Below are 19,408 nucleotides of genomic sequence, written 5' to 3'. Positions count from 1 at the left end.
CGTCCGGAGCCCCGGCGGGTCACGGGGTCGCCATCGGCCCCCGGCGCCAGGCCCGTCGGCGCCAGGCCCGTCGGCGCCAGGCCGCGGCCCGCGACGCCGCCGCGTGGTCCCGCGGCCCGGTCAGACGGAGGCGGGGCCGCTCGGTCGGTCGACGAGATGCGCCGTCACGGTCACGAGCGTCTCGGCGCGGTCGCCGTCGACGCCCTCGCCCGCACCCGCACTCGCGCCTTCGCCCGCGTCGTCCGCGCCCTGCTCGACCCGTGCCTTCAGGGCCTCGGCTGCACGCGCGAGGATCTCCGGCGTGGAGCCGTCGAGGTCGGTCGCGACCTTCGCCGTGACGGCGACGATCCCGGGGGAGCGGTGCACGTGCACGAGCCCCGTCGACTCGGCCCAGTCGAGCTCGGCGGCGACGGCGCGCACGGTCGACTCGACGGCGGGGTGCGCGTCGAACACGTCGATCACGCCGTCGATCCGCCGGAGCAGGTCGGTCAGGTTCTGCGAGAGTCGGTCGTCGGTGCTCATCGGTCGTCCGCTCGGGGGAGGAGCACGTCGTCGATCACGATGTCGACGGCGGCGATCGTCAGGTGGGTGTGTCGGGTCAGCGTCTCGACGATGCGGGCGCGCAGCTCGTCGGCGACGAGTCGCATGTCGCGGCCGTAGCGGACGGCGGCCGTGACCTCGACCGTGATGGGCTCGCCCGGCTGGGTGACGTCGCCCGAGAAGGTCGTGGCGCCGAGCACGACGCCGCTGTCCGCGTCGCCCGTCCGCCGCACGAGACCGCGGGCGGCCGCCTCGGTGATGCGCAGGTCGATGCCGGGGTCGGGGTGCCTGACCGGGATCTCGCGGCCGCCGACGACCTCGCGCCTGATCGACTCGAGCAGGCTGCTGATCCACAGTCCGTCGCGGTCGGGCTCGCGGGTGGCCTCGCTCTCGAGGGAGGCGCGCGAGAGCTCGTGCACCTGGGCCAGCGAGATCAGATAGAGACGGCACGCGGCGGACCCCTCGATGCCGGCGTCGCGGGGGGACCTGCCGCTGTCGAGGTAGTCGCTCAGACGCTCGACCGAGTACCCGTCGACGGTCTCGTCGGGGAGCGCCTCGTCGGGCAGCGCGCCGTCGGGAGGCGTCGCACCGGGCAGGGCGTCGTCGGGTGTCGTCATCGCCATGCCTCCATCTCCGTCATCAGGAAGGTGCGTGCTCGGGCTATCCGCCCGCGGACGGTCGAGACCGACATGCCCAGGGCCTCGGCGATCTCGGCGTACGAGTACTCGGCGGTCTCGCGCAGCAGCCAACAGCGTCGCTGGTCGAGGGGGAGCTTGTCGAGCGCCGTCCACATGGCGTCCATCTGGAGGCGGGCCTCGACGACCCGGTCGGGCGACTGCGACCGGGGGGCCGCGGGGTCGCGCTGATCGATGTCGTCGTGGTCGCGCCGGGCGCGCAGGCGATCGATGCTCTTGTTGCTGACGATGCGCATCATCCAGTTGCGGACCTGCGCGGGGTTCTCCAGATCTCCGAGTCGTCGCCATGCGGTGAGGAACGCGTCCTGCACGACGTCGTCGGATTCGAGATCGGAGCCGAGGAGGCGCGAGGCGTACACGCGCATCAGGGGACCGTGCCGACGGGCCAGGACCTCGTACGCGTGGACGTCGCCGTCGCGGGCTCGAGCGGCGAGGAGTGCGTCGCCGGCGTCGAGGAGGGGATCGTCGGTGGTGATGACGACCTCCTCATGGCGTGCGGTGCGCGGGTCGATCACCCGCGCTCTTCGTGGATACCACCTCGTCGCAGGCGGTGCGTCCGCGCTGGCCGGTAACGGTGGAGGCCCCCCTACCGGGGCCGTCGTCCGGCCGGAAAACGAGTGGCCCGTCGATCGTTCCTGATAGGAACCTGAACGACCGTGACCTCCGAGATGCTCGATGCGTCTGAATGATGTGTCCCGCTTCACGGGCATCGCGGACCTCCCCGGGTCGGCGACCACGACATCCAGCGACAACGACATCAAGGAGCAATCCCATGAGCAACGTCACCCCCACCACGACCGGCTCCGCCGCCGCGAAGACCTCGGGCTCGTCGGCCACCGGCAAGAACACGATCGCCGACGGCGTCGTCTCGAAGGTCGCCGGCATCGCCGCCCGCGAGGTCCGTGGAGTCCACGACCTCGGCAACGGAGCGGCCCGTGCCATCGGCGCCATCCGCAACGCCATCAACCAGCAGGACCGCAGCCAGGGCGTCTCCGTCGAGGTCGGCGAGAAGCAGGTCGCCGCCGACATCGTCATCGTCGCCGAGTACCCCGTCGAGCTGCAGCGCGTCGCCGACGACGTCCGCAAGTCGGTCGCCGAGGCCATCTCGCAGGTCGTCGGCATGGAGGTCGCCGAGATCAACGTCACCGTCTCCGACGTCCACATCCCCTCGGACGACAACGACGACGACACCGACGACAGCCGCGTCAAGTGACCGCCACGACAACCGGCATCCTCGTCGGCGCGGTCCTCGCGCTGACGGCGGTGGCCTTCGGATTCTGGGCCTTCGTCTTCGTGGCCATCGCCATGGCGATCGGCTTCGGCGTCGGTCGTGTCGTCGAGGGCAAGCTCGACGTCCGCGGTCTCGCGGACGCCCTCCGCGGGCGGCGGTCGTCGTGACCGCGGCGGTGACGGCCGACCAGACCCTCCACGGCCGGAACAAGATCACGTCGCGTGCCGTCCGCCGGGTCGTGTCGGCCGTCACCGCGGAGGCCCTCGAGGTCACCGCGTCCGATGTGTCGGTCGAACTGGCCGACCGCGACGGCGCGCTCAGCGTGATCGCCAAGACCCCCATCCGGATCACTCCGCTGGGGATCCCCGCCCGCTCGTCGGGCACCCTGCTCGAACGCCTCACCTCGGCGCAGGGCACCATCCGCGACCGGGTCCTGCAGTTGACCGGGTCGTCCATCGATCGCGTCGATCTCCAGATCACCGGCGCCGAACTCCGTGAAAGGAAGCGGGTCTCATGAGCAGCAGTCCGCTCTACCGCCGCGTCGTGCGTCGTGAGACGCACTCGTCGCGTGCGGTCATCGCGATCACCCTCGCGGTGATCCTGATCGTCGTCCTCGCCTGGATCGGCACGGAGTCCGTGCTCGCCGCGATCGGGCAGCAGCCGCTGCTCGTCGCTCCGGCCGACGCCGCCAGCGCCGTGCTCGGCGCCGCCGGGGCCGCCGTGGGCGTGCTCACGGCCATCGGCGCCGTCGTCGCCGTGATCGGCATCGTCCTCATCGTCGTCGCACTCGCCCCCGGGCGCCGCGGTCGTCGAGGCGGTCAGGTCGGTCGCACCGCGGCGATCGTCGACGACCGGGTCATCGCCCGCTCTCTGGCCCGCACCGCGAGCTACGCCGGCGACGTCGACCCCTCGCAGGTCAGCGTCAGCGTCGGCAAGCGGAAGGCCCTGATCGAGGTGACCCGCACCTCCGGTCGCAACACCGACGTGCGCAGCATCGACGAGGCCGTCCGCGACGAGCTCGACGCGTACGACTTCAGCCCCGCGCTCACGCACACCGTGCGCCTGTCCAAGAAAGGAACGGTCGGAGCATGAACAACACCAATCGCGCCCTCAACCGTCTCCTCGTCTTCGTGATCGGCCTCGTGCTGCTCGCCGGCGGTGCGGCCGTGGCGGTCGGGGCCCTCTGGCCCGACGTCCGCGACACCGTCTCCGGCGCCGCCTCCGACGCGTCAGGTCCGGTCTCCGACGCCCTGTCGGGTGACCAGGTCTGGATCCTCTGGGTCGTCGCCGCCGCCTCCCTGGTGCTGATCCTCCTGCTCGTCTGGTTCGCGCTCCGTCAGGGGCACGGTCAGACCGGCGAGCTGCTGACCGTCCACGAGGGGTCGGGCCGTGACGAGCCGACCGGTGGACGCCTCGTCATCGACGCGAAGGTCGCCGAGCAGGTCCTCGAGGAGGCGCTGGCCGACACCGCGGGGATCGTCTCGATCGACGTCACCGCCTTCCGCGTCAAGGGCGAGAACGTCCTCCGCGTCACGGCGGACGCTCGCAAGGGCGCCTCGCCCGTGGAGATCCGTCGCAGCATCGACCAGGCGGTCGCCCGCTGGGACGAGCTGCTCGGCACCGAGACGCCCGTGGTCATCCAGATCAACGGCGGTCTCCGCACGCAGATGGCCTCGGCCACGCGCCTCGACTGAGAAGCGCTCCGCAGCAGCATCCGCACCACCCCGGTGATGGCCCTCGACCTCCGACGAGGACGAGGGCCATCGCCGTCCCCAGACCCGCACGACCCCGCCGCCTGCATCGCGCAGACCGCCTCCCGCATCACGAAGAAAGGACGGCCTCATGTCCGAGTCCACCCACCACGTCACCCCCATCGACCTCGACTCGGCAGGTCAGTCCGCTCCCGAGACGCCCGAGCAGCGACTCGAGCGCACCATCGCGGTCACCGTGCTCGGCGTGACGGGCGTGCACCGTCTCGGCACCGGAGCGGCCCGCGTCGTCGGCGCCGTCCGCAACGCCGTCGGCTCGGCGGACTCGACCGGGGTGAAGGTCACCACGACCGACACGGGTCTGGCCGTCGACGTGTCCGTCGTCGCCGAGTACCCGACCAACGTGACCGAGCTGGCGGACACCATCCGCACCCAGGTCCGTCACGCGGTCGGCCAGCTCGACGGCGAGCCGGTGACGATCGACGTGACCGTGACCGATGTGCACGGCCCGTTCGACGAGGCCGACGCCGCCAAGGCCGCGGCCGACGCCGAGAAGAAGGAGCAGCGCGAGCGGGCGATCGCCGAGAAGAAGGCCCAGGCGAAGGAGGCGCTCGACACCGCCGGTGCGAAGGCCTCCGAGACCGCCGACAAGGCCAAGGCGGGTGCGTCCGACGCGCTCGAGAACGGTAAGAAGGGCGCGTCCGACGCGCTCGAGACCACGAAGACGGTCGCCGCCGACGTCGTCGACACGGCCAAGAGCAAGACGGCCGACGCCCTCGACGGCATCGCCGACGCCGTGGACGACGAGAAGGGCCGCCGCGACGCCGACCGCCGTGACGCCGCCGACGACGCTGATGCGGCTGCCGACGCGGCCGAGAGCGACGCCCGCCGCGCCCGCGAAGCGGCCGACGACGCAGAGCGTTCTGGCGACGCGAACGAGACCTCGGACGACGCGAGCGAGACCTCGTCCGACGCGAGCGGGACCCCGACGGCCGCCCCCTCCGCCGCGCAGGCCGCAGCGGACGCGGCGCAGGCTGCCGCCGACGCCGCGCAGGCTGCTGCGGACGTCGCCGCCGACGCGGCCGCCGCGGAGGCGGCCCGCGACGAGAACGGCCAGGCCCGCTGATGCGCGGCGCCCGGTCGGGCTCGACCCGACGCCCCCGCCCGCGGGCGGTCTGGGCGGCGCTGATCACCTCGGCGATCGTCTGCTTCCTGATCGTCGTCGGGGTGCTCGTGCCCGTGCTGACGCTGATCGGCGCGGCGGACGGCGGCACGGCCGGCGCCCTCGACGTGCCCGTCGGCCAGATCGTCGCGGCGATCGCGATCGGCTACATCCTCGCCCTCGTGCTGCTGGCACTGATCATCAAGGTCCGCAACGGCGCGCTCGCCTGGATCCTCGGTGTCGCGGCCGTCATCTCGACGCTGCTGGTGTCGCTGTGGCCGCTGGTCGCCGTGGCGATCGCCGGCGTCGACCAGGTGCAGGACGTCGTCCCGTTCATCCAGGACCTCATCCGGCAGTACTTCCCCGGGGCCTGATCCGCACCAGGAATGACCACAGCGGCTCCGCGGTTGCACGACGCATGACGTCTCCTGCCACCATCGGAATACTCGGCGCCGGCAAGGTCGGCACGGTGCTCGCCCGCCTCCTGCACGCCGCGGGGCACCCGGTGCTCCTCTCCGGGTCGGGCGACCCCGCGCGCATCCGTCTGATCGTCGACGTGATCGCCCCGGGTGCCCGGGCCGTCTGGTCGGAGGAGGCGGCGCGCGAGGCCGACATCGTCGTGCTCGCGCTCCCGCTCGGCAAGCTCGACTCCGTGCCGGTCGACGCCCTCGCCGGCAAGATCGTCGTCGACGCGATGAACTACTGGTGGGAGACCGACGGCATCCGCGACGACCTGGCCGACGTGCGCCAGTCGACCAGCGAGCTCGTGCAGCGGCACCTGCCCGACTCGATCATCGTCAAGGGCTTCAATCACATGGGCTATCACGACCTCGATGAGGGCGCGCTGCCCGCAGGCGACCCCGAGCGCAAGGCGATCGCGCTGGCCGCCGACGACGAGGCGGCCCTGGCCCGCGTCGCCGAGATCGTCGATGCGATCGGCTTCGACCCGGTCGCGCTGCCGAGCCTCGCCGACGGCATCTCGCTCGAGCCCGGCTCGCTCGCCTTCGGCGCGAACGTCGGCGCCGCCGAACTGGTCGAGACCGCCCGCTCGTTCTGGTCGTCGCAGCGCGGTCTCGCCGTCGGTCGTGCGCGTTCGCGTGACGCGGCGGTCGAGCCCGCCTGACCCGCGCCTCCTTCTCCACAGGCGTCGACACCGCACCTCACTGACCATGGTCATCGAGGCAACCATGGCTGAGAGATTCTCTTAACCATGGTTAAGTCCATAACCATGGCTAAGATCGTCGCATGGAGTCAGTCGCGTCCTCTGCCGCATCGGCGGCATGGCCAGGCGTCCGGTTCGAGTCGTACGCGTGGGACGACGACGAGCATGCACCGGCCTCGCGCCGTGCCAGACTCCGGGCGCGGGGTCCGTATCTCGCAGCGGTGACGCCCGAGATCGCCGCCACCGCGCCTCCCGGGCTGTCCGCCGATCTCGTCGTCGATGCGGAGGACGCCGTCGCCGAGCTGTCCCGCTTCGACACCGAGGTCGGGGCCTTCACCGCTCCCTTCGCCGCCATCCTGCTGCGGAGCGAGAGCGCCTCGAGCTCCGAGATCGAGAATCTCACGGCTCTGCCCCGAGGCATCGCCCTGGCGGCCCTCGGTAAGAAGGCCGGCCCGAACGCACGGCTGGTCGTGGCGAACGTGCACGCGATGGAGGCGGCGCTCACCCTGGCGGACGACCTCGACGAGGCTGCGGTGATCGGCATGCACGCGGCGCTGCTGGCCGACGACCAGCCGCACCTCACGGGCTCGTGGCGTGATCAGCAGGTCTGGATCGGGGGCTCCGGTCGCAGCCCGCACACCGCCGACTTCGTCCCGCCGCACGCCGACCGGGTGCCCGCCGCCATGGACGACCTGATCCGCTTCGCACGACGGGTCGACATCCCGGCCCTCGCCCATGTCGCCCTGACGCACGCGCAGTTCGAGACCATCCATCCGTTCCCCGACGGCAATGGGCGGACGGGTCGGGCCATCGTGCACTCCATGCTCCGCCGACTGCGCATCACGAGGCAGGTCACCGTGCCCGTCTCGGCCGGGTTGCTCAGTGACACGTCCGGGTACTTTGCGGCGCTCGGGGCCTATCGCGAGGGCGAGGTCGAGCCCGTCGTCCGGGCCTTCGTCGACGCGACGCTCGCAGCGGTCGTCAACGGCAGGGCGCTCGTCACGGATCTGACCGAACTCCGCCTCGAGTGGGGTGATCTGACGAGCGCTCGCCAGGGCTCGGCAGGGCACCGGATGCTCGATCTGCTGCAGCGCCAGCCCGTGGTCGACGTGTCGCTCGTGGCCCGTGAGCTCGGTGTCGCGACCAACAACGCGCGGGCCGGCATCGACCGGCTCGCCGCCGACGGGATCATCCGGCCGATCGGCGAGGCGCGGCGAGACCGGGTGTTCGAGGCGCCGGACGTGCTCGTCGCCCTCGACGCGTTCGCGCAGCGGGCCAAGCGCAGACACCCGTGACCCCTGAGCGCCCGACTCGCGGATTCTGCGTTTCTCTTCGTTGATCTTGTTTTCTGTGGGTTCATCGACGTAGAGTCTCGTCAGCACGACGAGAGAACCCGTCGTGAGAGCACGCAGACGACGAAGAGGTCACCGGGATGTACGCGACAGAGCGCTACGAGTCCATCGCCGACGACCTGCGCACCGTGGGCCGCGTCTCCGTCGCCGATCTGGCCGTCCGCTTCGACGTCACCCCCGAGACCGTCCGCCGCGACCTCGATCAGCTCGAGCAGTCCGGTCTCCTCCAGCGCGTGCACGGCGGAGCCGTCGCCGCGGGGCGCTCCAGCATCCGCGAGCTGAGTCTCAGCGAGCGCGAGGGGCAGCACTCGCCCGAGAAGACCGCCGTCGCCTCCGCCGCCGCGCGGCTCGTGCCCGCCACCTTCACCGGCTCCATCGCGATCGACGCCGGCACGACCACCGCGGCCGTCGCGGCGCAGCTCGCCACGTGGGTCCCGGCCGAGACCGGCACCGTGCTCACGGTCATCACGAACGCCGTTCCGATCGCCGCGCTGCTGCAGCACAGCCCGCACATCGAGCTGCACCTGCTCGGCGGTCGCGTGCGCGGGCTCACCAGCGCTGCCGTCGGAACGACCACCGTCGAGCAGATCCAGGCCCTCCGCCCCGACATCGTCTTCGTCGGGGCCAACGGCGTCAGCGCCGGGTTCGGCCTGTCGACCCCCGACGAGTTCGAGGGCGCGGTCAAGGCCGCCTACGTCCGTGCCGGGCGTCGGATCGTCGCCGTGGTCGACCGCACCAAGCACGGCGAGGAGGCGCTGGTCCGGTTCGCGCGCCTCCCCGAGATCGACACGGTGGTCACCGACGCCGCCCCCGCCTCCGATCTGGCCGACGCGCTCGCCGAGGCCGACGTCGAGGTGATCGTCGCATGACCGCCACCCCGCAGCCGGTCTCCGAGAGCCCGACCCCGCAGCATCTCGACCCCCAGCACGCCGATCCGCACCGAGCCGATCCGCAGAGAGCAGCCCGCATGATCCTCACCGTCACCGCGAACCCCTCGCTCGACCGCACCATCGAGCTCTCGGGTCACCTGCAGCGCGGTGCCGTCCAGCGGTCCGTGAGCACAACCGACGAGCCGGGCGGCAAGGGCGTCAACGTCTCGCGCGCACTGGTCGCCTCGGGTGCCGAGACGGTCGCCGTGCTGCCCGGCGCGCTCGACGACCCGGTGCTCGTCGCCCTCCGCGAGCGGGGCGTGCCGACGGTCAACCTCCCGATCGACGTGCGCCTGCGCTCGAACGTCACCGTCACCGAGCCCGGCGGCACGACCACCAAGATCAACGAGCTCGGCCCCGATCTCAGCGCCCACGCCGACGCGCTGACAGCGCTGATCGTCGAGCACGCGCCGCTCGCCTCGTGGCTGGTGCTGGCCGGCTCGCTGCCGCCCGGCCTGCCGACCACCTGGCTGGCCGACGTCGTCCGGGCCGTGCGCGCCTCCTGCGGTGACGACGCACCCCGCATCGCGGTCGACTCGTCGGGCGAGCCCTTCGCCGCTCTCATCGCCTCGGGCGTCGGCGTCGATCTGGTCAAGCCGAACGCGGAGGAGCTCGCCGAGATCGTCGGCGGCGACCCCGCCGAGTACGAGGCCGACCCCGCGTCCGCCGTCGAGGGCGCGCGTCGCCTCCGCGGGCTCGGCGTCGAGACCGTCCTGCTGACCCTCGGCAGCGCCGGCGCCCTGCTGATCGACGGCGAGGGCTCGTGGTTCGCCGCGGCCCCCGTCATCACCGCCCTGAGCACGGTGGGCGCCGGCGACTCGTCGCTGTCCGGCTACCTGCTCGCCGAGACGACGGGCGCTCCCGCCCCCGCGCGCCTCGCCCAGGCCGTCGCGTCGGGAGCCGCCGCGGCGGCCCTGCCCGGCAGCATCGTCCCCTCCCTCGACCAGACCTTCCCTGACGACATCGACGTCGTCCCGGTGGCCCCCGCGGCCGTCGGGCACCTCTGAGCAGCGTCGCCCACACCCAAGGAGCAGAACACCATGTCATCCCTCATCAGCACCGACCTCGTCGGTCTCGACGAAGACCTGGGCGGCACGTCGACCGACGTGATCCGCGCCCTGGCCGCCCGTGTCGCGGCGACCGGACGCGCCGGCTCGGCCGACTCGCTCGCCGACGACGCCATCAAGCGCGAGGCCTCCGTCGGCACCGGCGTGCCCGGCGGCATCGCCATCCCGCACGCCCGGTCGGCCTCGGTCACCGAGCCCACGCTGGCGTTCTCGCGCCTCGCCCGCACCGTGCCCTTCGGCGCACCCGACGGCGACGCCGACATCGTCTTCATGATCGCGGTGCCCGAGGGCGCCGACAGCGACCACATGACGGTGCTCTCGACGCTCGCCCGTGCGCTCATCCGCGACGACTTCACCGCGGCCCTCCGCGCGGCGAAGACCCCCGCCGACATCGTGAAGCTCGTCGACGACGAGGTCAGCGGCGAGGTCGCCGAGACGCGCGGCGCGACCGCGGCGTCCGCGACCGACGCGACCAGCGCCTCCTCGGCCGCCGGTGCCGCCGGCTCGACCGACGGCGCCCGCCGCCCGAAGCTGGTCGGCGTCACCGCCTGCCCGACCGGCATCGCGCACACCTTCATGGCCGCCGACGCCCTCGTCGCCGCGGCCAAGCGCCTCGGCGCCGACCTGCAGATCGAGCCGCAGGGCTCGGGCAAGGTCACTCCGCTCGACCCGGCCGTCATCGCCGAGGCCGACGCGGTGATCTTCGCCGTCGACGTCGACGTGCGCGACCAGGGCCGCTTCGCCGGCAAGCCCGTCGTCCGCGGACCGGTCAAGCGCGGCGTCGACGCTCCCGACGCCATGGTGAAAGAGGCCCTGGCCGCCGCCACGGACCCGAACGCCGCCCGCGTGGGCGGCACGGCCGGTGCCGCCGGTGCCGCCGCGGGCTCGACCGCCGAGAAGCAGGGCTTCGGCTCGTCGCTCAAGCGCTGGCTGCTGACCGGCGTGTCGTACATGATCCCGTTCGTCGCCGGCGGCGGTCTGCTGCTCGCGCTCGGGTTCCTGCTGTCGGGCTACGAGATCGCGGGCAACGCCGCGACCGTGCTGACCGACTACTCGCTGACCAACCTGCCGCCCGAGGGTCTGCAGTACTTCCTCGGTGCCGCCGCGTTCCAGATCGGCAATCTGTCGATGGGCTTCCTGGTCGCCGCCCTGGCCGGTTACATCGCCTACGCCATCGCCGATCGACCCGGCATCGCGCCCGGCTTCGTCGCCGGTGCCGTCGCCGTCTTCATGGGCGCCGGCTTCATCGGCGGTCTCGTCGGCGGTCTGCTCGCCGGCTTCGCCGCCTACTGGATCGGCCGTCTGAGCGTGCCGCGGTGGCTGCGCGGTCTGATGCCCGTCGTGATCATCCCGCTGGTGGGCTCGATCTTCGCGTCCGGTCTGCTCGTCCTCGTGCTGGGCGGCCCCATCGCCGCGCTGACCGTCGCGTTGACCGACTCCCTGAACGGCCTCAACGGCGGCGGGGCGATCATCCTCGGCGTCATCCTCGGTCTGATGATGTGCGTCGACCTCGGCGGACCCGTCAACAAGGTCGCGTACTCGTTCGCGGTCGCCGGTCTCTCGGCCGGCTCGCTGACCGACAACCCCGCACCGCTGATGATCATGGCCGCCGTCATGGGCGCCGGCATGGTGCCCCCGCTCGCGATGGCGCTCGCGTCGACGGTGCTGTACCGCAAGGGCTTCACCCAGGTCGAGCGCTCGAACGGCACCGCGGCCTGGCTGCTGGGCGCGTCGTTCATCTCCGAAGGCGCCATCCCGTTCGCTGCAGCCGACCCGCTGCGCGTGATCCCCGCCAGCATGGTGGGAGGCGCGGTGACGGGAGCCATCTCGATGGCCGCCGGAGTCACGTCGCAGGCCCCGCACGGAGGCTTCTTCGTGTTCTTCGCGATCACGGGTCTCGGCATGTGGGTCGTCGCGATCCTCGCCGGCACCGTGGTGAGCGCGGTCGTGCTCGTGCTGCTGAAGAAGTTCGTCCGTCGCTCGACGCCGGCCGGTGCCGACGCGTCGGTCGAGGCGGCCGAGGCCGGCTCGGTCGTCGGTCAGCGCAGCCCCGTCGTCGCCTAGGCCGCACGCCGCCACACACTCGACAGCCCGCCACCGAATCCGGTGGCGGGCTGTTGAATTCGTGGCGGGGTGGCCGAGGAGGCGCTACTCGGTCTTCTCCGTCTGCCACTTCTCGGGCGCACGGTCGCCGTTCGGGCGCACCGGGCGCACGTCGCCGACGATCGGGATGGCCCGCTTGCGCATCGCCCAGAGGTACCGGACGGTGAAGTGGGTGAGGGTCGACAGGCGGTTGCCGTTGCCGAGCAGGCTCGTGATGTGCACGAAGACCCAGAGCAGCCAGGCGATCGGGCCGGTCAGGGTGAAGCCGTTCGGCAGCTGGACGACGGCGGCGTTGGTGCCGACCGTGGCCATGGTGCCCTTGTCGTGGTACTTGAACCTGGTCAGCGGCTTGCCCGCGAACATCCGCTGGATCTGCTCGCCGATGTGCTCGCCGCCCTGGATGGCCGGCTGGGCCAGCTGCGCGAGGGCGTCGTCGGTGGCGGCGATGTCGCCTGCGGCGAAGATGCAGTTCAGGCCCTTGACCGTGAGGTCGTCGTTCACCTGGATGCGCCCGCCGTGGGTCTGCGGCACACCCCAGCCGGCGACCTCGGCGTGCGCGGCGACGCCGGTCGCCCAGATGACGAGCTCGGCCGGGATGAACTCGCCGTCGGCGGCGACGACCCCGTCGGGGCGCACCTCTTCGACACCCGTGTCGAGGCGCAGATCGACGCCGCGCTTGCGCAGCACCTTGGCGGCGTAGCGGCGGAGGCGCGGGGCGAAGGGCTTCAGCAGCTCGCCGCTGCGGTGCACGAGGGTGATCGTGATGCTCGACGCGTCGATCTCGGGGTAGGCGTCTTTCAGGGCCTGGTCGCGCAGCTCGGCCAGCGAGCCGGCCATCTCGACGCCGGTCGCACCGCCGCCGACGATGACGACCCGCACCTCCCCGCTGCCCTGCGACGCGGCCGCGTTCTCGAGCTGGGTGAAGAGCTCGTCGCGGATCCGCAGCGCCTGCGAGCGCGAGTACATCGAGTAGGCGTACTCGTACGCGCCCTTGGTGCCGAAGTAGCTGGTGTTCACGCCGTTCGCGAGCACGAGGGCGTCGTAGGCGATCTCCTCGCCGTCGCGCAGGGTGATGATGCGCTCGTCCGGGCGGATGGTGGTGAGCAGGCCGTGACGGAAGTCGGCGTTCGACTGCCGGGAGCGGAGGCTCCGCAGGAAGTAGGTGACGTCGCCGGCGTTGAGGCCGCCGGTCGCGACCTGGTACATGAGCGGCTGGAACATGTTGTAGACGTGGCGATCGACGAGGGTCACGCGGACGTCGACATTGCGCAGCGCCCTGACGGCGGCGATGCCGGCGAACCCTCCGCCGACGATGACGACGTGCTTACGGTGATCTTCGCTCATGCTGAGCTCCTGCGGGTGTCGATGGTGTGCGGATCCCCATCGACCCTTGAATTCGCGGCCCTCGTGCGGCCAGCCGCGAGCTTACTCGCCTCGGCGCGCCTCCGAAGTCCCAGTCGATCCCCAGCCCCGCACCGTGCACCGAGTGCGTCGGTGCACTTAGTGTAGGCACGTGACCGTCAAGACCCTCGCGCCCGATCGCCGTGCCGCCCTCAAGGCCAGGCACCGCCTCGCGATCGTCGACGCCGCCGACGCCCTGATCGCCGAACGGGGCGCCCCGAGGTTCAGCGTCGACGAGCTCGCCGAGCGGGCCGACGTCTCGCGCCGCACCGTCTTCAACCACTTCGCCTCGCTCGACGAGGTCGTCATGACGGCCTGCACTCGCGTGCTCACCGGCGCCGTCGACGAGTTCCGGGCCGCGACCGCGGCGACGCCCGTCGGAGACGGCTCGCCGGCGTCGATGTTCTCCGAGATCACCGCCGCCATGCGCGGCATCGACCTGCCCGCCGTGATCGCCTACCTCTGGACGGTGCTCGGCGACGACGGCACCGATCCGCGATCGCACCACCTCATCCAGGACGTCTTCACCCGCACGACCGAAGAGCTCTCCGCCGAGCTCGCCGTCCGTGGCAGCGACGTCGACGGACTCGAGGCGGAGATCCTTGTCAGCTCGATGATGAACGGCATCGCCGTCGTCTCGCACCGCTGGATCACCGCGACCGGCGCCTCCCTCGACCCCGCCTCGCGCGCCGAGTGGGACGCCCTCCTCGACCGACTCGTCTCGACCGTCCGACGCGGGTACGCACCCGCCGACTGACCGCCCCCGACCGCCCCCCCCGGCCGCCGCCCGCGACGGCCGACCCGCACCTCCTTCCCGACGACGCGACGCGAGGCTCCACCACCCCCACCGCAGCACACCCCGCTTCACCTTCTGGAGGAACCCAGCACCATGGCATCTCTGCTCTATCGACTCGGACGGTTCGCCGCCCGCCGGGCCTGGACGGTCGTCGTCGCCTGGCTCGTCGTGCTCGGCCTCGCCGGCGGCGCGTTCGCGTTGTTCGGCGGCACGCTCACGAGCGCCGTCAGCATCCCCGGCACCGCCACCCAGGAGGTCAGCGACGAGCTGGCCGACAAGTTCCCGCAGGCCAGCGGCGGCACCGGCACCGTGGTGTTCACCACGACCGACGACGCCCCCTTCACCGACGCCCAGAAGACCGCCGTCGGCGATCTTCTGACGTCCACCGAAGAGCTCGACGACGTCAAGGGCAGCACGAACCCCTTCGACACGCAGCGGCAGCTCGACGATCAGCAGCAGCAGGTCGCCGACGGTCGTCAGCAGATCACCGACGGCACCGCGCAGCTCGAGGCGGGCCAGTCGCAGATCGACGCGGCGCAAGACCAGCTCACCGCCGGTCAGCAGCAGCTCGACGCCGCGCGCGCCCAGGCCGAGGCCGCGGGTCAGCTCGCCGCCGCGCAGCCGCAGCTCGACGCGCAGCAGGCTCAGATCGACGCCGGCCAGCAGCAGATCGACGAGCAGCAGGCGACCCTCGACTCCAGCCGCACCGAGCTCGAGACGCAGAGCTCGACCCTGGAGGACGGCGCGGCCCTGCTGGCCCTCGCCGAGGACATCCGTCAGGTCTCGACCGACGAGACGACCGCCGTCGCGACCATCCAGTTCGACGAGGCGCTGAACCTCGTCCCGGCCGAGTCGAAGGAGGCCGTGGTCGCCGAGATGAACGAGGCCGACATCGACGGCGTCCGCGCCGAGGTGTCGAACGACATCGCCGCCTCCATCCCCGAGATCCTCGGACCGGGCGAGGTGGCGGGTGTCGTCATCGCCGCCATCGTGCTGCTCGTCATGCTCGGCACCCTCATCGGCGCCGGTCTGCCGCTCATCAACGCGCTGATCGGCGTGGGTGTCGGCGTGCTCGCCTCGCTCGCCCTCTCGGGCACCGTCGAGATGCTGTCGGTCACGCCCGTGCTGGGGGTGATGCTGGGTCTCGCGGTCGGCATCGACTACTCGCTCTTCATCCTGAACCGGCACCGCACGCAGCTCCGCGACGGCACCCCGCTGCCCGAGTCGATCGGGCTGGCCAACGGCACGTCGGGCAACGCGGTCGTCTTCGCCGGCTCGACGGTGCTCATCGCCCTGCTCGCGCTGAACCTCACGGGCATCCCGTTCCTCGGCCTGATGGGGACGGTCGGCGCGGTCTGCGTGCTGGCCGCCATCCTCATCGCGATCACGCTCACGCCGGCGCTCCTCTCGATCGTCGGGATGCGCATCCTGCCGAAGAAGGTCCGCGCCCGAGTCGGTCACACCGGCCCGGTGCGTGTGCCGAGCAAGCCCATGAAGACCAGCCGTGCCGTTCTCACCCTGATCGGCGGCGTCATCGTGCTGCTGATCGTGGCGATCCCCGCGCTCTCGATGCGTCTCGGTCTGCCGGCCGGCTCGTCCGAGCCCGTCGACTCGAGCGCGTACAAGGCGTACACGCTCGTCGCCGACAAGTTCGGCGCCGGGGTCAACGGTCCGCTGCTCGTCGTCGCCGATCTCGACGAGGCCGTGTCCGACGACGATCTCGTCGCCGAGCAGGTCCGCGTCGGGTCACTGCTGAAAGACCAGTCCGACGTGGTCGCCGTCGCGCCGATCGGCGCCTCCGACGACGACACGCTGCTGGCCTTCCAGGTCGTGCCCGACGGTGGTCCCACCGACGAGTCGACCGAGCAGCTCGTCCGCGATCTGCGCGGTCTCGAGCTCGACGGGGTGTCCGAGTTCGGAGTCGCCGGCAACGCCTCCGGCAACATCGACGTCAGCGAGAAGCTGTCGGCCGCGCTGCCGCTCTACCTGCTCGTCGTCGTGGGGCTCTCGCTGATCATCCTGATCTTCGTGTTCCGGTCGATCCTCGTGCCGATCACGGCGACCATCGGGTTCGTGCTGTCGCTGTTCGCGGCGTTCGGCGGGGTGACCGCGGTGTTCCAGTGGGGCTGGCTGGCGCCCGTCTTCGGCGTGCACGACCCGGGGCCCATCCTGAGCTTCCTGCCGATCCTGATGGTCGGCGTGCTGTTCGGGCTCGCGATGGACTACCAGCTGTTCCTCGTCAGCGGCATGCGCGAGTCGTACGCCCACGGTGCGGGGGCGCGTCTCGCCGTGCAGCGCGGGGTCCACGCGGGGCGCACCGTCGTCACCGCGGCCGCGCTGATCATGACCGCGGTGTTCGCCGGCTTCGTGTTCTCGAACTCGGTGATGATCCAGTCGATCGGTCTGGGGCTCGCGCTCGGCGTGCTGGTCGACGCCTTCGTCGTCCGCCTGCTGCTGATCCCCGCGGTGATGCACCTGCTGGGCGACGCCGCGTGGTGGATCCCGAAGTGGCTCGACCGGATCCTGCCCGACGTCGACGTCGAGGGCGCCTCGCTCGAGCGGTCGCACCCCGGCAGCTCGACCGACGCCGCCGCGAACGCCGACGGCGAGCACGCGTCGCACGTGATCGAGGGTGCCGCACCCGACGGTGCTCCGCACGTGCAGGGGTCGGACGGCCCGCCCGCGCACCGGGCGTAGCGGAACCGAGGAGGCGCGGTGCGGGGATATCCCGCACCGCGCCTCCTGCGTATCCCCGCGCGGGTTCGGCGGGTTCCCGCACCGCGCCTCCTGCGTGCACAATCGGGTTCGGCGGGTTCCCGCACCGCGCCTCCTGCATGTCCCGAGGGGGTTCGGCGGGTTCCCGTCATCCGCGGCGGGTCAGCGCTGACCCGCCACCGCCGACACGGACCCGCCGCGCCCCCGCCGCGTCAGCCCAGCGCACCCGCCGCCGCCGACACGGACCCGCCGAACCCCCGCGGCGGCCAGGCGACGCGTCAGTCCAGCGCCCCCACGGCCGACTCGGCCGCAGCCCGCACCCGGCCCGACGCGACGGCGGCGTGCGCGGCGTCGATCTCCGGCGCGAGCCAGCGATCCGGCCCCGGTCCGCCGACCCCGGGCCGCAGGGCCTCGACGACCGCGCGCGCCGGAGCCCCCATCTCGAGCGGGGCGCGCAGCTCGAGGGCGCGAGCAGCGGCCAGCGCCTCGATGCCCACGACGCGGGCGAGTCCGTCGACGGCGGTCCGCAGCTTGCGGGCGGCCGACCAGCCCATCGACACGTGGTCCTCCTGCATGGCCGACGACGGGATCGAGTCCACCGACGCCGGCACGGCCAGCCGCTTCAGCGTCGAGACGATGCCCGCCGACGTGTACTGCGCGATCATCAGTCCGCTGTCGACCCCGGCGTCGTGCGCCAGGAACGCCGGCAGCCCGTGGTTGCGATGCGGATCGAGGAGGCGGTCGGTGCGCCGCTCGGACATGCTCGCGACGTCCGCGACGACGATCGCCAGGAAGTCGAGCACGTAGGCGACCGGCGCCCCGTGGAAGTTCCCGTTCGACTGCACGCGCCCGTCGACTGTGACCACGGGGTTGTCGACCGCCGAGGCGAGCTCGCGGTCGGCGACCAGTCGGGCGTGGTCGACGGTGTCGCGCGCGCCGCCGTGCACCTGCGGGGCGCAGCGCAGCGAGTAGGCGTCCTGCACGACGGTGTGACCCGGGTGGGCGTGACTCGCGACGATGGGCGACCCGGCGAGCAGTCGGCGGAGGTTCGAGGCCGACGACTGCTGCCCGGCCTGCGGGCGGAGCGCGTGCAGATCGGCCGCGAACACGGCGTCGGTGCCGAGCAGCGCCTCGATCGACAGCGCGGCCGAGACGTCGGCCGTGGCGAGCAGCAGGTCGAGGTCGGCGAGGGCGAGGGTCAGCATGCCGAGCATGCCGTCGGTGCCGTTGATCAGCGCCAGACCCTCCTTCTCGGCGAGCACGACCGGTTCGATGCCGGCGGCCGCCAGGGCCTCGGCGGCGGGCATGGCCGTGCCCGTCGCGTCGCGCACCTCGCCCTCGCCCATCAGGGCCAGCGCGCAGTGGGCGAGAGGTGCCAGGTCACCCGAGCAGCCGAGCGAGCCGTACTCGGCGACGATGGGCGTGATGCCGGCGTTCAGCAGATCGACGTAGCGCTCGACGGTGGTGGGGGAGATGCCCGTCCGCCCGGTCAGCAGGGTCGAGATGCGCAGCAGCATCAGTGCGCGCACGACCTCGCGCTCGACCTCGGGCCCCGATCCGGCGGCGTGCGAGCGGACGAGGCTCTTCTGCAGCTGCGTGCGACGATCGGCGTCGATGTAGGTCGTGGCGAGGGCGCCGAAGCCGGTCGAGATGCCGTAGTGCGGGCGGTCGTCGGTGGCGAGCGCGTCGATGACGGTGCGGCTGGCGGCCACGGCGACCCGCGCCTCCTCGGCGATCCCGATGCGGACGCCGTGGCGCGCCACGCGCACGACGTCGGCGGCCGAGACGGGGCCGATCCCGACGACGACCGGCGTCTCGTCGGGGGCGGTGGTGGACGAGGAGGCGCGGGTCGAGTCGGTCATGACCACATCACACCGCGTCACCCCGGCCGCGCATCGTGGGCGCGCCGTGGGCGCCTTTCGAGTCGAGTCCGTGCCTGCCGCCCCGGTTGCCGGTATCTTCGATCCGTACCGGGCCGTTCGATCACGACGGCCTGTCATCTTTCACACCAAGGGGAACCCATGACCTACGCCAACCCGGCACCCGACGCCACGCCCACCACGCAGAAGAAGACGATGGCCGTCCTGTCGCTCGTCTTCGGCATCGTGAGCGTCGTGCTCAGCCCGTTCTTCCCGATCCTGTGGATCCTCATGGCGATCGCGGCCGTCATCCTCGGCTTCCTGTCGCGCAAGCGCGAGAACGCCCGCACGATGGCGCTCGTCGGCATCATCCTCGGCTTCGTGGGCATCGCGGCGAACATCGCCTCGATGGTCGTCGGAGCGATGATCGCCGTCCAGACGTTCCAGGGCTGATCCAGCAGAAGGGGCCGGGCCATGTGCCCGGCCCCTTCGTCGTACCCCCCCCCCGAGGAGGCGCGCGACGGATCACCGGTCGCCCGCGCAGGTAACGGGGCGATAACGAAAGAAGATCGTTCCAATCCTTTCGGGGGAGGGTGGCGAATCCTTTTCATCCCCACCGGGAATCACAGAAAAGGACCTGATCATGAATGCTTTCTCCCGTAAGAAGATCACCAAGGTCGGACTCGG

General features: G+C 71.9%; 20 protein-coding genes. 15 read left to right on the top strand and 5 right to left on the bottom strand.

The window, feature by feature from the left end; genetic code table 11:
• Positions 1–120: 120 nt before the first annotated feature.
• From SOM11_RS09555 to SOM11_RS09545, 3 genes are read right to left on the bottom strand one after another with little or no spacing between them, the layout of a single operon-like run.
• Positions 121–522, bottom strand: coding sequence for a hypothetical protein (locus tag SOM11_RS09555; protein WP_192060643.1), 402 nt, complete (start codon positions 520–522; stop codon positions 121–123).
• Positions 519–1,157, bottom strand: a complete 639-nt coding sequence (locus SOM11_RS09550) for an Asp23/Gls24 family envelope stress response protein (protein ID WP_192060642.1) — start codon at positions 1,155–1,157, stop codon at positions 519–521. Before SOM11_RS09550 ends, SOM11_RS09555 begins: the two co-directional genes overlap by 4 nt.
• On the bottom strand, positions 1,154–1,750 hold the full coding sequence (locus SOM11_RS09545) for an RNA polymerase sigma factor (RefSeq protein ID WP_243216454.1): 597 nt from the start codon (positions 1,748–1,750) through the stop codon (positions 1,154–1,156). Before SOM11_RS09545 ends, SOM11_RS09550 begins: the two co-directional genes overlap by 4 nt.
• 257 nt (positions 1,751–2,007) lie before the next feature.
• Between SOM11_RS09545 and SOM11_RS09540 the strand changes: the two genes are divergently transcribed.
• The 12 genes from SOM11_RS09540 (at position 2,008) to SOM11_RS09485 (ending at position 11,911) form a co-directional block, all read left to right on the top strand.
• Positions 2,008–2,448 (top strand): Asp23/Gls24 family envelope stress response protein, encoded by a 441-nt coding sequence (locus tag SOM11_RS09540; protein WP_320477874.1) that lies wholly within the window; start codon positions 2,008–2,010, stop codon positions 2,446–2,448.
• On the top strand, positions 2,445–2,633 hold the full coding sequence (locus SOM11_RS09535) for a DUF2273 domain-containing protein (RefSeq protein WP_192060639.1): 189 nt from the start codon (positions 2,445–2,447) through the stop codon (positions 2,631–2,633). The genes SOM11_RS09540 and SOM11_RS09535 overlap by 4 nt, the downstream gene beginning before the upstream one ends.
• Positions 2,630–2,983 (top strand): hypothetical protein, encoded by a 354-nt coding sequence (locus tag SOM11_RS09530; protein ID WP_192060638.1) that lies wholly within the window; start codon positions 2,630–2,632, stop codon positions 2,981–2,983. Before SOM11_RS09535 ends, SOM11_RS09530 begins: the two co-directional genes overlap by 4 nt.
• Entirely contained in the window at positions 2,980–3,558 is a 579-nt protein-coding gene (locus tag SOM11_RS09525) for a DUF6286 domain-containing protein (protein WP_320477873.1), read from the top strand. Before SOM11_RS09530 ends, SOM11_RS09525 begins: the two co-directional genes overlap by 4 nt.
• Entirely contained in the window at positions 3,555–4,160 is a 606-nt protein-coding gene (locus SOM11_RS09520) for a hypothetical protein (protein WP_192060636.1), read from the top strand. The genes SOM11_RS09525 and SOM11_RS09520 overlap by 4 nt, the downstream gene beginning before the upstream one ends.
• Before the next feature lie 148 nt (positions 4,161–4,308).
• Complete coding sequence (locus tag SOM11_RS09515; protein ID WP_320477872.1) at positions 4,309–5,301, top strand: Asp23/Gls24 family envelope stress response protein; 993 nt, start codon at positions 4,309–4,311, stop codon at positions 5,299–5,301.
• The gene (locus tag SOM11_RS09510) at positions 5,301–5,711 is read left to right on the top strand and encodes a hypothetical protein (RefSeq protein WP_320477871.1); all 411 of its coding nucleotides are present in this window, start codon (positions 5,301–5,303) and stop codon (positions 5,709–5,711) included. The genes SOM11_RS09515 and SOM11_RS09510 overlap by 1 nt, the downstream gene beginning before the upstream one ends.
• A 44-nt stretch (positions 5,712–5,755) precedes the next feature.
• Positions 5,756–6,460, top strand: coding sequence for an NADPH-dependent F420 reductase (locus SOM11_RS09505; RefSeq protein WP_320477870.1), 705 nt, complete (start codon positions 5,756–5,758; stop codon positions 6,458–6,460).
• A gap of 122 nt (positions 6,461–6,582) precedes the next feature.
• The gene (locus SOM11_RS09500; protein ID WP_192060632.1) at positions 6,583–7,794 is read left to right on the top strand and encodes a Fic family protein; all 1,212 of its coding nucleotides are present in this window, start codon (positions 6,583–6,585) and stop codon (positions 7,792–7,794) included.
• A gap of 137 nt (positions 7,795–7,931) precedes the next feature.
• Positions 7,932–8,720: a DeoR/GlpR family DNA-binding transcription regulator gene (locus SOM11_RS09495; RefSeq protein WP_320477869.1), complete on the top strand. Its 789-nt coding sequence runs from the start codon at positions 7,932–7,934 to the stop codon at positions 8,718–8,720.
• Positions 8,721–8,818: 98 nt separating this feature from the next.
• Positions 8,819–9,787, top strand: a complete 969-nt coding sequence (locus tag SOM11_RS09490; RefSeq protein ID WP_243216471.1) for a 1-phosphofructokinase family hexose kinase — start codon at positions 8,819–8,821, stop codon at positions 9,785–9,787.
• Between the two features lie 33 nt (positions 9,788–9,820).
• Entirely contained in the window at positions 9,821–11,911 is a 2,091-nt protein-coding gene (locus SOM11_RS09485; RefSeq protein ID WP_320477868.1) for a fructose-specific PTS transporter subunit EIIC, read from the top strand.
• A gap of 84 nt (positions 11,912–11,995) precedes the next feature.
• Here SOM11_RS09485 and SOM11_RS09480 read toward each other — a convergent pair whose 3' ends face one another.
• The gene (locus tag SOM11_RS09480; RefSeq protein ID WP_320477867.1) at positions 11,996–13,294 is read right to left on the bottom strand and encodes an NAD(P)/FAD-dependent oxidoreductase; all 1,299 of its coding nucleotides are present in this window, start codon (positions 13,292–13,294) and stop codon (positions 11,996–11,998) included.
• 169 nt (positions 13,295–13,463) lie between these two features.
• Here SOM11_RS09480 and SOM11_RS09475 point away from each other — a divergent pair, with 169 nt between their 5' ends.
• Together SOM11_RS09475 and SOM11_RS09470 are read left to right on the top strand one after the other, a co-directional pair.
• Positions 13,464–14,108: a TetR/AcrR family transcriptional regulator gene (locus SOM11_RS09475; RefSeq protein WP_320477866.1), complete on the top strand. Its 645-nt coding sequence runs from the start codon at positions 13,464–13,466 to the stop codon at positions 14,106–14,108.
• Positions 14,109–14,240: 132 nt separating this feature from the next.
• Positions 14,241–16,844, top strand: a complete 2,604-nt coding sequence (locus SOM11_RS09470; protein WP_320477865.1) for an MMPL family transporter — start codon at positions 14,241–14,243, stop codon at positions 16,842–16,844.
• A 296-nt stretch (positions 16,845–17,140) separates the two neighbouring features.
• Here SOM11_RS09470 and hutH read toward each other — a convergent pair whose 3' ends face one another.
• Positions 17,141–18,724 carry a histidine ammonia-lyase gene (hutH, locus tag SOM11_RS09465; RefSeq protein WP_320477864.1) on the bottom strand — a complete coding sequence of 528 codons (1,584 nt, stop codon included), beginning with the start codon at positions 18,722–18,724 and terminating at the stop codon, positions 17,141–17,143.
• A gap of 159 nt (positions 18,725–18,883) precedes the next feature.
• Here hutH and SOM11_RS09460 point away from each other — a divergent pair, with 159 nt between their 5' ends.
• Entirely contained in the window at positions 18,884–19,174 is a 291-nt protein-coding gene (locus SOM11_RS09460; protein ID WP_320477863.1) for a DUF4190 domain-containing protein, read from the top strand.
• The last annotated feature ends 234 nt before the right edge of the window (positions 19,175–19,408 follow it).

Origin of the sequence: Frigoribacterium sp. CFBP9029, assembly GCF_034045305.1 — a bacterium.
Lineage (GTDB): Bacteria > Actinomycetota > Actinomycetes > Actinomycetales > Microbacteriaceae > Frigoribacterium.
The sequence above is the reverse complement of the archived record's forward strand: the minus strand, read 5'-3'. Positions and strand labels throughout refer to the sequence as shown.